Consider the following 13,733-nt stretch of genomic DNA (forward strand, 5'->3'; position numbering starts at 1 on the left):
GGGGCTGACCATAAAGGGACATCATATTCAAAAGCTAATGCCCTTAATTCTTCTGCAACAGAAGTTAAATATGTATGTGAGCCCGCACTTGCAGATTTTTGTCTACTTGAAGCAACGATACCAAGATAATCTACTAATATTACATCCGGTGTAAATCTTTGTTTGAGTTTTAATTCTTGTAATAGATTATTAAAATGGCCGGCGTGTGCAGAACATGGTGCATATTCTTTTACTTTTATTTTACCATAACTTTTTTGTTTTAATTTCTCAATTTTACTATTATACTTATCAAAACCAATATCGGCAATTTTATCAGTTGGTATTTTAAGCATATTTGCATCAATTCTTTTGAATACTTCTTCTTCTCTCATTTCCATTGAGATATAAAGAACATTGTATCCAGCTTTAGCATATGCAGCAGCTAAATGGACAAGAGTTAATGATTTACCAACAAATACTCCTGCTAGAATAAGATTAAGAGTTTTCTTACTTACTCCACCACCAGTTATTAAGTTTAATATATCAATATCAAATGCAACTTTGTTTTCAACTTTTGAATAATATTCATATCTACTTGCAATATCATCAAAAAAGTCCATACCAACATGATTATCAAAATTAACACCAATAGCTTCTTTAATTAATTGTGGTATAGCATGAGTAGTGTAATCTTTACTTTTACCATCATATATTTCAATTGATTGTACAATTGCATTGTAAATTGCTTTATTCTGGCAAAATTCTTCTGCTTGTTTTACTAACCACGATTGATCAGTTGGTCTTTCAAGTTTATAGATATTATTGATATATTCTGAAATTGATTCGTATTCTGAATCATTTAATTCCTTTTTTTCTCTTACATCAAAAATGAGTGTCGTTTTATTTGGGAGTGTATTATATTTTTGTAAATAATTTTTAATTATCTCAAAAATTATTTTTTCATTTTTATCATGAAAATATTCGGATCTTAAATAAGGTAGTGTTTGTCTAACAAATTCTTCATCTAAAACTAACGAAGATAACATCAATGATTCAGTTGTTAATTGCATTTTTTCTCCATGAAATATTTTCGTAAAAAGTTCTGAATGAACTTTTTCATCCTTTCAAATTCTTTTGATTCTTCCGACAATATATCTAATTCATTACCTTTATTTAAGAATATATTTAATGTTGAAACTAATTTTCCATTATAAAAATGTATATTAGTAATTTCAAAGATGTATTTTGTGAATTTATCAAATATAACTATAATATCATAATATAAAATGTCACCTATCGTCTTTTCATCAATTTTTAATATCGTGAAATCTTTATATTTTAGCATAAAATAATCAAAGTGTAAAATTTTATTTTAATATTCCTAATACTGCTTTAGCTTTTTTGATATAATCAATTTTTAACGATAAAGGTTGTTTTTCCCATTCAGTTGAAAAGCCAGCTGCCTTTAACATTTTATGATCACTGCAATTGAATATCGCTTTTGCACATATGTCAATTAAAGTGTCATCGTTACTTGATCCGCATATTTTATAATCTAAAAAATGTTGAAACTTTTGTTCTAATTCACTTGGATCAATAACCATTTCTTCTCGTCGATCTTCACCAATAGTTACCCACCAATTATCTGCGCCGTATCTATGATATTCATTTAAATCACTATCATCAGTACGAACAGTATATATTACATTTTCATATACTTCTGTTATATTCATAATAATTCCTTAATTATTTTTTGTGCCATATTACCATCATATCGTCCTGAATATGATTGTTTTAATGATTTCATTATTTTACCGATATTATCTGCGCCTAATTCAATTTCAGAAATAATAATCAATTTCAATTCTTCCTCGGATAATTGTTTAGGGATATATTTATCAATCAAAGATAATTCAATATTAGCTTTATCTAAATTATTTTGTTCACTTTGGGATAATTCATTTTTTTGTTGATAAATAGTTATGATTTCTATAATACCAGCTTTAAATTTTTTAATAATAGATAAACATTCCTCGTCGGTTGTTAATCTATTACCTTTATTTTTTCCAACATTAGCACATTCAGAATACAATGTCACTAAAAATGTCGCATAACTTTGTTTTTCTTTTCTAGCTACAACTGAATCAGTTTTGATTTGCTGTAATAGACTTGTTATTTGATTTGCCATAAACATATTCAATTCACCTCGTTTAAATCCTGTTTCAATTTCATCTAACGTATTCATATAATATCCTCATTATTTTTATATCATTTTACTCTATCATAAAATCTATGAAATGCAGCAATTCTTGATGTTAATCCATTTGTACCACCATTTATTTTCTTCGTTATAGTCGTAATCACTTGATCATTACTACCAAAATCAGCGACTTGATTTAATCCTGTTTTTTGCCAAAACCATGCAGAAACAGTAATTGGATATTTGCTAGCAACTAAATCCGGATTTAATATTACATTATCTGTAACGATTTTATTGAATTCAGTATAATTAGATTTACCAGTTAATTGTATATAACCCCTTCCTCTATATCTATATCCATCTCCAGTAAAAACATTCCCATTACCTAATCTATTAGCATATACTAGATTTGCAATTTTCTCAGGATTTCTGCTATAATCTTTAACATTATTAGTATTAAAATATTTTGGAAATATTTGTAATAAACCATCCGAAGAATAATTTAAATTTTCTACAACATGTATGAATCCACCACTTTCATGATAACATTGAGATAAAAAGTGGCACAATCTTAATGTAGTATTGATTTCAAATTTTCGACCAATATAATCTAAATCATTATATATTGTTTTTGGTAATAGTGTAATAAATTTTTCTAACATGTAATATCCTTATATTTTAAATAAAAAAGATATATGATACTAATTTATACCATATATCTTATTATCATTTATTCTACGTCGTCGTCATTAAAATCAATTAGTTCATCATCAACAATATTTTCTAAAGTAGGAACTGAATTATTTCCGATAATATAATAATTTTTGACTTTTTCTTTAAATGCCTCAGATTCAAGAACCTGGCTCCAAAATTCTTTATTATTGGTATCTTTAGCTCTAAACTTTTTAGATTCTACTTCTCCTGTATCTAAATTTACCCTCGAATACCATCCATTTGACGGTTTAATAATAGCACCTAATTCTATAGCTATTTCTAGTAACCCAGAATATAATTGAATTCCTGAATCATAATGTACGGTAAAAGGAAATTTTGCTTTTTCTCTTACAAACCTTGATTTAAAGATATTGATTGTAAATTTCCAACCATCTAAATCACCATCACCTGCTTTTTCTTGCGCTTTGGTTATTACGAAAATTTGATTTGCGCAATATGTGACTGCTGAACCGCCAGGAATAACTGTTTTTGGATATAAACCGATTTCAGAATATACATGATTTATCATAAAACAAGGCAATTCTTTCATTGATAATTGAACAGTAACCAATCTCAATAAAGATCGTATTGCTTTTGCTCTACTCATATCCGCTACACTTTTTTCATCTGCTGCATCATCAACTTCTTTCTTCGAAGAAATTTGACCGATAGAATCAACCATAAAAAAGACTTTATCACCTTTTTTAATACAATCAAGTTTTTTCATGAAATCGAACTTCAACTGCTCAATATGTTCTACGGGTATATGGATAACTCTAGTTGGATCAATACCAAATGTTTTAATATATTCGGGGGTGATACCAAATTCTGTATCATATAAAATACCAATAGCATCTTTAAATCTATCAAGGTAGGCTTTCATACAATATAAACATAAAGCAGTCTTGAAAGTTTTGGACTCCCCTGCAAGGATAGTCAAGCCATATGTAATTCCACCATCTACTCTACCAGAAAATGCCAAATTCAAAACAGGTAAATCTGTTTTGACGAAATCCTTTTCTTTAAAGATAGATGATTCCGATAGTACAGTTGATCCAAGTGAACCAGCTTTTAATAATTTCCCTAATAATGCATTCATCTAATTTCCTTATTAATTATTGCATAGTTTTGATTTTTATGATGGACTATGAATAACCATCAAATACATATTACTTAGTCGGATCTTTCTTCTTTATCACTTCAAATCCACCACTATTCATTTTATCTATAAATGCTGTTTTTTCTTCTTGTGTCATTAGTTCTTCTTGATAATATTTCATTAAATCTCCTCCATTACCCAAATAAATCCGATAAATTATTTTGTTTTTCTGAACTCCACCCAGCAACTTTCATGAAGCTATTTACTGGTTCTAAAAAAGTTTTTTCAAATTGTAATTCTTTATCTATATAACCGGATAAATTCATTACTTCGTGTAAATCATCATGAAATGCAATAGCATTATTAGCTACAGGATTCGGTATTTTGAGATAAATAAATTTGATCTTATCACCATTTTTAATAGGTGGGTATGTATTATCTAATTTGAATTTCTTCAGATTATTATTATACGCGATACTTGCTTTAACATGTATAGGTGTACCAACTTTCCATCCGTTTTGATTTGGATTATACCATTTATCAATATCATTAACCCCTCTTTGAAATGCGATATCTTCTAATGACATTTGCATAAAAGAAGTTCTAAAATCCGTAACATATTTCTGTATTGTTTCTTCATCACTATTTAAAAATAAACGATAAAATTCTAGTAATGCTGGTTTAACAGATTTAGGGGTACTCGTTCTTGCAGTTTCAACACCAACAGCTTTTAATTTTGGTTTATCATAACGAACACCTTCATTATCCCATACTTGTAAGATATAATTCTTTTTAGCTCTCCATGCTCCTCTATCTGCTATTGATTCTCTCTTCATTTTCATTTTATTCGAATATGCATTCAAATAATCGGCAAGTTCATCAAAACATTTATCGATATATGGTTCAATTATCCTAGAACAAAATTTATCAACGAAATCAACAACTTTTTCAACGGTCACATTAGGTGGTAATAATTTTTCAATATTTTCGCCTAAATATAAATATGCACTATTATGAACACAGATATTATTACCAAAAAAATTATGATTATCTTCTACTTCTATATCGTATACCCATTCTTCGTGAATTCCTAAATCTTCTATAATATATTCATCACAAAACTCTATCTTTTGCATATTTTATTAACCTTTCTATTAATTCTTCTTTATTATTTAAATATTCAGATTCCCATACAACTATCGTATCAATATTTCTTTCAGTTTTGATGAGATTTATTTTATATGTATCTTTTTCCCAAACTTCAGATGCAGTCAGATGAGTCATGCCCCTAACTTTTAAATGATCACTAGGTAAATATATTGAAGGATTTCCGTGATAATGATCTCCATTATATTCTATACATACTTTTAAATCCAAACTTACGAAATCATATTTTTTATAAGAATTATTTTGTTTATCGTATATTCCATACTCATTATTATATGTTGCGAAATAGACATTATTACCAAAATATCCAGATACTAATAATATATTAAACAATTCCTGGCTTTGTTTTGAGTAGCCACAAACAACATTATTAATATAATTTTGAAATTTCATTTCGCCATCAATCATACCATAACGAGAAATAAAATTATCTAGTGTATGTGCTTTTTGAGCATTAATACTTTCATACCTATCGCCTAAATATTCTTTCGTATTAGTATATGCCTGTTTATCTCTGTAAATATTAAATCGCTTAGTTCCTTCTTCAATACCATATTTTTTAATTTGATTATTTAAAGTTACAGCTCTCCTAAAATTAAATTCACTAAAATCATTTTCATCCCAATCATATTTCTCCTTCTTATAATCTAAAGTATTACTGTATGATTGTTTTTCTCTATAATTATTAAAACGAGTGGTCCCTTCATCAATCCCATATTTTTGAATTTGTTTTTCTAATGTAACTCCTCTACCACTAATAACAGTATTATATTTTTTAGTTCCTTCTTCAATACCATACATTATACACATTTTTTCAAGACTAAATTTAGAACCAATTGATATACACTTTTTAATATAATCGATAAAAATAGTAATATCAGTTGGTAAATTATATTTTATGATATTTTTAAAAGAACAAGTATATCGTTTCTCATATAATAACTTCAAATCTTCTTCATCAATATTACTTAAATTATACGGTAATATTTTTTGTAGTTTCTCTTTTTGTTTTGTTTTCATAAACGTTAGTATCCGTGTCATTAGCAATACTAATATTTATAATTTTGTACTTTTTGTTATCAAGTTTTTCTGGTAGAATAGAAAGTATTTTTTTCGTTTTTTTATCTTGTACTATTATTGAGTGGTTATTTGTTATAATAACCTCATTACCTTTATTATCAATTATCTTATATAATTGTTTTTTAACTTTATGCTTCATTATATAAGAAATAGATTTATTTTCTAATTTACCTGTTGAATTGATAGATGGTGTAATATAATTATTATCAACTTTTTTTACATATTGTTGATTAAATTCATCTTTCTTCACGAATACATCTGGAATAGAATCATAAAAATCTGATATAGTTGATTTTTCATGATTTACTTCTATCATTGTTGAACCAACAACGCTGTCAGTATCATTAGCGACAACATAATCAATATTATTGGTTTTGAATTTATTATTCAATAAAATATTCAATTTTTCACTGATATAACGGATTGTCATCTGACCTGTTAATGTAATTCCTTCTGCGATATCTAATGAAAAATATCTAAAATGAACATTACCCGAAGCACCATATAAACTATTCAAAGAAATTTTTAATGCCATTTGATAAGCATTTAAACTTGCTTCTAAATCACGATTATTTTTATATTTTTCTTTTAACTCATCAGTCGTTAAATCCGAAAATTTCTCGATTTTATTGTTTTTACGATTTTTCAACTCACCTTTTATTTGTTCAGATTCACTTTCAGATTTTAACATTTGATTTTTTACATTTCTTCGTTCAGAATATAAAAATTCAACGATTTCCGGAATAAATCCCCATTTATCTTTTCTGAACTGAGTTCCATTAGCGACCATAGTTAAATTTTTATCTTTTAAAAATTTAGTATCTATGTTAAACTTAATCAAATCTTCAACATAATTCCCTGAGGCTTTTTTAAATAAAGTTTCTGGGCTCATATTATATTGCATCATGATAGATGGATACAAACTATTCAAGTCGAATGATACAACCCATTTATATCTACCAGGAATAGGCTCTTTAACGAATGCGCCAGCAAAGTTATCTGATTTATCTGACCTTGTTTCAGGAGGGATTTGCTTATTTTTACTATTTGCGAAATTATATAGATATGTATCCCAGAATTTTACTTGACCAAAAATATCTTTGTGCTTAACTTTAGCCATATATGTCATCGTTAAGGCCACTTTGATAAAATTTAGTTTTTTATCTAGATTTTCAACAAGCTGTACGTCTTGTCTATTGTATTTTATACCTATTTTATAACACTCTTTTTCTGCTATGTATCTAACGTCTTTAGATAATTTTAACAATTCATCAGTTGACAATGAAGATAACTCCATTGATTCTAGCAAGTCAATTTGCATAATTATTCCCTTAATTTTTACGATTAGCTATTTCATTTTCAATTTTATTCAACATATTAACATAACGAGCAAACAATGGCATTTCTTCGAGTAATTTGTCTGGTGGAATAGTAACACATGATATTCCACTCAACAATTCAAATGTTTTACCATTTATATATTCATCATATTCTAATTTTTGTTCACCTAATTCCATTTTTGAAATGGTATCTAATCTATAATTTTCGGGTTTTTTAGTGCTAAATTTCTTATATAACTGTTGAAAATCTAAAACGACTAAACCAAAAATATCATAACTCTTATCATCATATCCAATATCAATTTCTTTTATTGGATTATTGATATCTTGATGAAATGGGCTCAATTTATTTGCTGCATTTTTACTGACAACTTTGCGAATTCTATTAACTAGATAAGGTATATCAAATCCTTCAATATTAAATCCTGTAATAAAATCTGGACGTAAATCATCCCAAAAGTTTAAGAATTTAATCAACATATCTTTTTCATTATCGCCTCTAATATATTGATCAGCACCTTTATCATCAAACTCTTTTGTACCAAACGAAATAAAATTATTTGATTCACCAAAGCACTTTATTGTTATAGAAGTGATAATTTGTTCAGCAATTGCCGGAAACGGAAATCCATTATTAGCTTCAGTTTCAATATCAATATTTGCTAATACGATATTATTGATATCATATTCAATGTTATGCGGATATTTACTAGATATGAATTGGTAGACTAAATTTGTTTGACCATAAATATCGATAGACTCTGATTTTTTTCTTGCGATAAAATCTTCTGCTTCTTTCGTTGTTTGAAATTGATATTTTTTTAATTTGTTGCCATATATATCATAATCATCACCAAACTCGGCTTTAACGAAAAGATCTATTGGAAATGTATCAATAACTTCTTGAACTCTTTTCTTACCATCATGATACCGATGAAATATTTTCAATCCACTATTTCTGTCCGATCTCGAATCAACGAACGTGTAAAAATTTTTCATTTAAAAATCTCCATATTAAATTAAAAAGGGTGGAATTCTATTTCCACCCTGATATAAGAACAATCTTATAAACTTTTAACTTAATTGGATAATATTGCTATCTGGAACAATAATTTCTGGTTGTTGTTCAAATTCTTTTTGATAAAACCCCATCAATTGATCAACAGGAGTCAATAAATTCGAAACTAATTGATCTTTTGTCAAAGTAATTTCTGTTTCGTTGAATAAAGTAAGGAAATGAGTTAAACCTAACCCTTCTTGTGTTTGTTGAATGATCCTTGGGTTTTTAAATGTAAATTTTGAACCCTTTGCATCATAGGAAATATCAGCGATCAATAAACCCATTGTAGTAAAAACACATTTGATATTTGTAGTTGTCATAATTCTCTCTTTTATTAAAAATGATATTATATATTAATTAGTTAAATTTGTCAATAGACTAATTTTTATTAGTTGATCCAAAACCACCAACTCTATTTGTTTTTTGCTCTGGTTTTTTATCTAATACAATAAATGTATTTTGTGGACTAGAGACAAATTCACCTTGACATAATCTTTCTTGATCACTAATATAGATTGATACATCAGTATTATTAAATAAAGTAATAAATACTGGTTCGATATAATCATGATCTATAACACCTGTACAATTGATTAAATTCAATCCTTCTTTCAAAGCAATACCACTTCTTGGAAAAATCTTCAAAGAATATCCAATAGGAATATCAAAAATAAGATTTGTTGGTATAAGAGCTCTTTCTTTAGGATTCAACCTAAAGGATTTAATATCAAAATTCGAATCAGGGTGTACTGTTATTGATTTCATTACAACTTCATTAAAGCTATTATAGCATTTAATTGCATCATAATTAGTGAAATCCGATCTTAAATCAAAACAAGCAGATCCATCTGTTGCGAATGTCGGTATTTGAGCTGTGTTTGATACTTGAAAAATACCTACTTCTAATTTTGATAATCCTATATTATCTTGTTTATCTTCTTTAATATAAGGTAATTCATCAATTACCGTACTAACAGGAGTTTCTCCTCTTATTGTCCATGTCACATTATCTTCGAGATTATTCGTTTCAGGTTGTTTTTTTCGTGTTGCTTTAGTTTTTTGTTCCATTATTTATCCTGGTTATTAAATCGTCCACTATATTTTTCTTCAATCATTCTTACTTAATTTAATCATAATAACTATCTAATTTTTTACCAATATTATATTTTGATCGCAAATCCCAATTATTTTTATCTTTATATGATACGATACAAACTCTTTTTTCGATGTGTTCTTCAATAGGCACGATTAATTTAACTAATCCCCATTCACTTAACATTTTTGCAATTGATCTAACTCTATCTGCATCTTCTTCCGTAAAATCGGTTTTACTTGTTTTACCATCTAACAAGAATAATTGTTTGAAATGAACAATATAATATTTTCCTTGTTTATGTAAAATATGAGCTGTTTGCCACAAAATCGGTAAATCGTTAGTATCTTTGCGGCAGGGAATACCAATTCTAGTGAGAGTTTCTTTTACTTTTAAAAAACCATCTGGATCTAATGCAGATACTTCAATCAATGTACTTACTAAATCATTTCTATTCATTTTATTTTTCCTTTCCTTTTTACATTATCATTTTTAATTTTACCACTTTTACCTCCGCGATTTAATTCATTTTTTATCGCGTCGATATCCACTAAATCTAAGACCTCCTTGGCCCTAGTATATGAATAATCATAATACTCCATGATTAATTCAATATTCTCTTTATCATCACTATTTTTATTCCATTTACCATATCTCTTCTTTTTTGGTATAACATGGAATAAAAAATCATAATGCATTTCTTTTGTTATCCAATGTTTTTGATTTAATTCATTAGCCAATAATATAGTATCTTTATTATTACCTAATGCTTTATTTATCATAAACGAATTATATGCAGATGCCATTTCATCCCAAGTTAATGGTTTATTTGAACTACAAATATTATTTACGATATCAAAAAAATTAAGTTTTTTTTCTTCACTCATAATCTAATTCACCTAAATCTTCATCTTCATCAGATTCAATGTTATTTGGTAAATTATTATAAATATCTTCTAATAATGTTTTATTGATTTGATTTATATCACTTGAATCATATAAATTTTCCATCATTTATACTCTATTTCAGCCATTAATGTTGTTAGACATGCAATCAAATGTAACTCTCTATCTGCACAAAAACTTGATTTATAATCAAATTCTGATAAAGTTAATACTAATTGAGGTAAACTGCTAGGTTTAACATATTCTGGGCTTCGTTCATATATTGTTCTGATGACTGTTGAAAAATCATTATCGTTATTTTCTGTTACCCATTTCCGTACATCATTCCATTTTGAATGATCCTTTAACAATTTAAATAATAATTTAATTGAATCATCATTCAATGTAGTAATAACAACATCTTCAAGTGTTCCATTTTTAGTGTGTCTTTGTAGATGATTTAATATTTTTCTAATATCGGGTAAATATTTCAGAATTAAAGTAGCGAGTGCTTTTTTATCATATTCAACACCTTCTTGTTTTAAGATTTCTTTGATCCTAAAATCCAAAGGTTTTAATAATTCTGTTTTTTCTTCTTTTGTTAAGGCAAAATTTACTACTACACATCTACTTTTTAGCGCATCAATCAATTTATTTTCAAAATTAGCAGTTAAAATAAATCTACAATTTTTAGAAAATTCTTCGATAAAACCACGCAGCGAGGCTTGTACAAGTGGAGTCAAAAAATCTGCTTCATCGAGTATGACTACTTTGTATTCACTTGTAAATGAAATTGTTGATGCAAAAGAACGTAGAGTTGTTCTTAGCATATCAATATTGCCATTCTCTGAAGCGTTTACCAGTAAATATTCAATACCTAACTCATTACACAGAGCTTTTGCAGATGTTGTTTTACCAGTACCAGCAGAACCACAAAATATCATATTTTGTAATTCCCCTTTAGATATCATTTCATTAAAAAAATCTTTCAATCTGCTTGGTAAAATACAATCGTTTATTTTTTGAGGGCGAAATTTTTCAACCCATAGAGATTCACTTTCATTATATTGTAACATTACATTTCCTTATAAATGGGTGACTTTTATAGTCACCCTAATAATTTTAACCCAATGATTCTACTGCAATTGCATAATTTAATTCTTTGATATTGTTATCATCTTTCGCAACGAAATGAAAACATTTGTTTGAAACTTCAACGTCATACTCTGCTGGTACAACTTTCATATTTTCAATTTTAATAACATACTCAAATTTTTCTAATTCAGTAACATAATCAACTGCTACTGTAAATTGATTACTTTCTGAATTATCGCTTCTGGTAAATGATTTTACTATCAATCCTTTTTCAGTTACAAATAAATATTCTAAATTCAAAGTTTTAGATGCTTCTAAAATCTTAGATAATTTTTCTTTTGTTAACGTAAAAGTTACATCAGCTTTAGGGAATGTAATATTTTTTTCTGGTGGAGATTTAATCAAATCTGGAGCTGTATACAAATATTTAACTGTATTTACACCATCAGAGATAGTAAAAAATTTATCTTCACACTTAATATCAGGATCCTTAAAGATACTCAAAACTGATAAGAACTCTGGGATACTAAAAATAGAGAAATCTTTTTCGAAACTATCTGGTACAATAGCAGATGCAAAAATATGAGCACTTACACTAATAGTTTTTTGTACATTTCCTTTTTTAAATGTAATACCCGGATTGATTGCACTAAAATTTTTAATAATTTCGATTGTTTCTTTACTTAATTTCATTTATTATAACTCCATTATTTTTTATTGTGGTCAATTAAATTTATATCCATAATAATATACATCACTGTAACGTTTAAAATTATATAACATTATTATAAAAATGTCAAATTTATTTTAATAATTTTGAAAACCCTTGTTCTCTTCCAACAACGATTTGTGATCTGAATTTATCTGCCCATTTATCCGCAGAATGTGAAATAACAAATATATTCGTATTATTCAAATTATCAAATAATTCAATTATTGATTCAGTGAATTTACTATCCCCACTACCATCCAATGTTTCATCGAAAAATAATAGATTTGTTGCAGAATCATTTTGTAACTTCGCTATTTCTCTCCAAGCAAATAATAATGCAATATCAATACGTTGTTTTTCACCTTCTGAAAACATACCATAACTTAATTCTTCAATACCTCTGGCAAATATTGTTTCATTAAAATCTTCATCAAGAGTAAATCTTACATAAAATCCCATCTTCGCGAGATATGTATTCACTAACGTATTGATAATTGGAATATATTTTTTTATAATCGTCTGTTTTATTCCAGTATCTTTTAACATTTGGGTGATAATATCATAATAACTATATCTCTCTAATAATTCATCTCGTATTAATACTAATTCATTATATTCTTCTTGTAATTTATTATATTTCTCAATTTCTTCAAGTATTTTAGATTCATTAGTAATATTTTTAGAGCTATTTATTAACGAATGACACTGTTTTAATTGATTAGTTTTTTCATTTAATTTAACAGTTAAAATACTAATTTCTTTTTCTATTGTTCTATTAGAATTGATAATTTCATTTATATTATTGATTTGATCAATTGCTAAATCTAGCTGCTTTTGAATAGTATCATTTGTTGTTTCTATAGTAACAGTTTTATTACTTAGATCTATTATCTTATTTGATCTCAATTCATCATGTATTTCTTGTGTACAAGTCGGACAAATATTATTCTCATTAAAAAAACTTATATTTGAATTTAATTGTTTATATTTTATATCTGTTCTAACTTTTAATTTATTTAAGTTTGCTACTCTATCATTCAATTTTACAACATTATCATCAGAAATTTCTTGTAATTTTGTTTTAGCTGTAATAATATCGTTTTTTAATGATTCGCACTCAAGTTTCAATTCTTTAAATTGAATTTTCAATTTAGATATATATTCTTCTCTTTGTTGAGCATCATCAGTTTTTAATTTAGTTATATATCTATTTTGTATATCAATTCTTTCGTTATAAATCAAAATATCTGATTTTATTTTATTCAATTCTTCTTTTAATTTCGATATCCTAGATTTATGAATTTCATTC

General features: G+C 26.9%; 18 protein-coding genes. All 18 read right to left on the bottom strand.

Translation table 11 applies throughout. The features are described from left to right. Positions 1–1,049 (bottom strand): DnaB-like helicase C-terminal domain-containing protein (locus tag PHC28_RS08065; protein WP_300098458.1); only part of this gene is annotated, 1,049 nt, incomplete at its 3' end. Beyond that, positions 1,040–1,324: a hypothetical protein gene (locus PHC28_RS08070; RefSeq protein ID WP_300098461.1), complete on the bottom strand. Its 285-nt coding sequence runs from the start codon at positions 1,322–1,324 to the stop codon at positions 1,040–1,042. The genes PHC28_RS08070 and PHC28_RS08065, both read right to left, overlap by 10 nt. Before the next feature lie 22 nt (positions 1,325–1,346). Further along, a complete protein-coding gene (locus PHC28_RS08075; protein WP_300098464.1) occupies positions 1,347–1,712 on the bottom strand; it encodes a hypothetical protein in 366 nt (121 codons plus the stop codon). Beyond that, positions 1,709–2,224 (bottom strand): GatB/YqeY domain-containing protein, encoded by a 516-nt coding sequence (locus PHC28_RS08080; RefSeq protein WP_300098467.1) that lies wholly within the window; start codon positions 2,222–2,224, stop codon positions 1,709–1,711. Before PHC28_RS08080 ends, PHC28_RS08075 begins: the two co-directional genes overlap by 4 nt. Before the next feature lie 23 nt (positions 2,225–2,247). Further along, on the bottom strand, positions 2,248–2,841 hold the full coding sequence (locus tag PHC28_RS08085) for a glycoside hydrolase family 19 protein (RefSeq protein ID WP_300098470.1): 594 nt from the start codon (positions 2,839–2,841) through the stop codon (positions 2,248–2,250). Between the two features lie 68 nt (positions 2,842–2,909). Continuing rightward, positions 2,910–3,992 (bottom strand): hypothetical protein, encoded by a 1,083-nt coding sequence (locus tag PHC28_RS08090; protein WP_300098473.1) that lies wholly within the window; start codon positions 3,990–3,992, stop codon positions 2,910–2,912. Positions 3,993–4,186: 194 nt separating this feature from the next. Next, complete coding sequence (locus PHC28_RS08095; RefSeq protein WP_300098476.1) at positions 4,187–5,128, bottom strand: hypothetical protein; 942 nt, start codon at positions 5,126–5,128, stop codon at positions 4,187–4,189. Next, positions 5,106–6,179 carry a hypothetical protein gene (locus tag PHC28_RS08100; protein WP_300098479.1) on the bottom strand — a complete coding sequence of 358 codons (1,074 nt, stop codon included), beginning with the start codon at positions 6,177–6,179 and terminating at the stop codon, positions 5,106–5,108. Before PHC28_RS08100 ends, PHC28_RS08095 begins: the two co-directional genes overlap by 23 nt. Further along, complete coding sequence (locus tag PHC28_RS08105) at positions 6,133–7,560, bottom strand: DNA polymerase domain-containing protein (protein WP_300098482.1); 1,428 nt, start codon at positions 7,558–7,560, stop codon at positions 6,133–6,135. The genes PHC28_RS08100 and PHC28_RS08105 overlap by 47 nt, the downstream gene beginning before the upstream one ends. 10 nt (positions 7,561–7,570) lie before the next feature. Beyond that, a complete protein-coding gene (locus tag PHC28_RS08110; protein WP_300098485.1) occupies positions 7,571–8,578 on the bottom strand; it encodes a 3'-5' exonuclease in 1,008 nt (335 codons plus the stop codon). A gap of 75 nt (positions 8,579–8,653) precedes the next feature. Further along, the gene (locus PHC28_RS08115) at positions 8,654–8,959 is read right to left on the bottom strand and encodes a hypothetical protein (protein ID WP_300098488.1); all 306 of its coding nucleotides are present in this window, start codon (positions 8,957–8,959) and stop codon (positions 8,654–8,656) included. A 58-nt stretch (positions 8,960–9,017) separates the two neighbouring features. Continuing rightward, positions 9,018–9,707, bottom strand: coding sequence for a hypothetical protein (locus tag PHC28_RS08120; protein ID WP_300098490.1), 690 nt, complete (start codon positions 9,705–9,707; stop codon positions 9,018–9,020). A gap of 58 nt (positions 9,708–9,765) precedes the next feature. Continuing rightward, complete coding sequence (regA, locus tag PHC28_RS08125) at positions 9,766–10,191, bottom strand: translational repressor RegA (protein WP_300098493.1); 426 nt, start codon at positions 10,189–10,191, stop codon at positions 9,766–9,768. Further along, positions 10,188–10,619, bottom strand: a complete 432-nt coding sequence (locus tag PHC28_RS08130) for a DNA polymerase clamp loader subunit A (RefSeq protein WP_300098496.1) — start codon at positions 10,617–10,619, stop codon at positions 10,188–10,190. Before PHC28_RS08130 ends, regA begins: the two co-directional genes overlap by 4 nt. Further along, positions 10,612–10,746 carry a hypothetical protein gene (locus PHC28_RS08135; RefSeq protein WP_300098499.1) on the bottom strand — a complete coding sequence of 45 codons (135 nt, stop codon included), beginning with the start codon at positions 10,744–10,746 and terminating at the stop codon, positions 10,612–10,614. Before PHC28_RS08135 ends, PHC28_RS08130 begins: the two co-directional genes overlap by 8 nt. After that, positions 10,743–11,693, bottom strand: a complete 951-nt coding sequence (locus PHC28_RS08140; protein ID WP_300098502.1) for an AAA family ATPase — start codon at positions 11,691–11,693, stop codon at positions 10,743–10,745. Before PHC28_RS08140 ends, PHC28_RS08135 begins: the two co-directional genes overlap by 4 nt. A gap of 46 nt (positions 11,694–11,739) precedes the next feature. Further along, positions 11,740–12,405 carry a hypothetical protein gene (locus tag PHC28_RS08145; RefSeq protein ID WP_300098505.1) on the bottom strand — a complete coding sequence of 222 codons (666 nt, stop codon included), beginning with the start codon at positions 12,403–12,405 and terminating at the stop codon, positions 11,740–11,742. Positions 12,406–12,514: 109 nt separating this feature from the next. Beyond that, positions 12,515–13,733 (bottom strand): hypothetical protein (locus PHC28_RS08150; RefSeq protein ID WP_300098508.1); only part of this gene is annotated, 1,219 nt, incomplete at its 5' end.

The organism is Flavobacterium sp. (assembly GCF_028712645.1).
Taxonomy (GTDB): Bacteria; Bacteroidota; Bacteroidia; order Flavobacteriales; family Flavobacteriaceae; genus Flavobacterium.

Bases quoted from the DNA above. Each gene is read 5' to 3' on its own strand.
- PHC28_RS08115 (WP_300098488.1), bottom strand. From the start codon at position 8,959: ATGACAACTACAAATATCAAATGTGTTTTTACTACAATGGGTTTATTG.
- PHC28_RS08105 (WP_300098482.1), bottom strand. From the start codon at position 7,560: ATGCAAATTGACTTGCTAGAATCAATGGAGTTATCTTCATTGTCAACT.
- regA (WP_300098493.1), bottom strand. From the start codon at position 10,191: ATGAATAGAAATGATTTAGTAAGTACATTGATTGAAGTATCTGCATTA.
- PHC28_RS08085 (WP_300098470.1), bottom strand. From the start codon at position 2,841: ATGTTAGAAAAATTTATTACACTATTACCAAAAACAATATATAATGAT.
- PHC28_RS08090 (WP_300098473.1), bottom strand. From the start codon at position 3,992: ATGAATGCATTATTAGGGAAATTATTAAAAGCTGGTTCACTTGGATCA.
- PHC28_RS08070 (WP_300098461.1), bottom strand. From the start codon at position 1,324: ATGCTAAAATATAAAGATTTCACGATATTAAAAATTGATGAAAAGACG.
- PHC28_RS08135 (WP_300098499.1), bottom strand. From the start codon at position 10,746: ATGATGGAAAATTTATATGATTCAAGTGATATAAATCAAATCAATAAA.
- PHC28_RS08080 (WP_300098467.1), bottom strand. From the start codon at position 2,224: ATGAATACGTTAGATGAAATTGAAACAGGATTTAAACGAGGTGAATTG.
- PHC28_RS08110 (WP_300098485.1), bottom strand. From the start codon at position 8,578: ATGAAAAATTTTTACACGTTCGTTGATTCGAGATCGGACAGAAATAGT.
- PHC28_RS08145 (WP_300098505.1), bottom strand. From the start codon at position 12,405: ATGAAATTAAGTAAAGAAACAATCGAAATTATTAAAAATTTTAGTGCA.
- PHC28_RS08095 (WP_300098476.1), bottom strand. From the start codon at position 5,128: ATGCAAAAGATAGAGTTTTGTGATGAATATATTATAGAAGATTTAGGA.
- PHC28_RS08130 (WP_300098496.1), bottom strand. From the start codon at position 10,619: ATGAGTGAAGAAAAAAAACTTAATTTTTTTGATATCGTAAATAATATT.
- PHC28_RS08120 (WP_300098490.1), bottom strand. From the start codon at position 9,707: ATGGAACAAAAAACTAAAGCAACACGAAAAAAACAACCTGAAACGAAT.
- PHC28_RS08140 (WP_300098502.1), bottom strand. From the start codon at position 11,693: ATGTTACAATATAATGAAAGTGAATCTCTATGGGTTGAAAAATTTCGC.
- PHC28_RS08100 (WP_300098479.1), bottom strand. From the start codon at position 6,179: ATGAAAACAAAACAAAAAGAGAAACTACAAAAAATATTACCGTATAAT.
- PHC28_RS08075 (WP_300098464.1), bottom strand. From the start codon at position 1,712: ATGAATATAACAGAAGTATATGAAAATGTAATATATACTGTTCGTACT.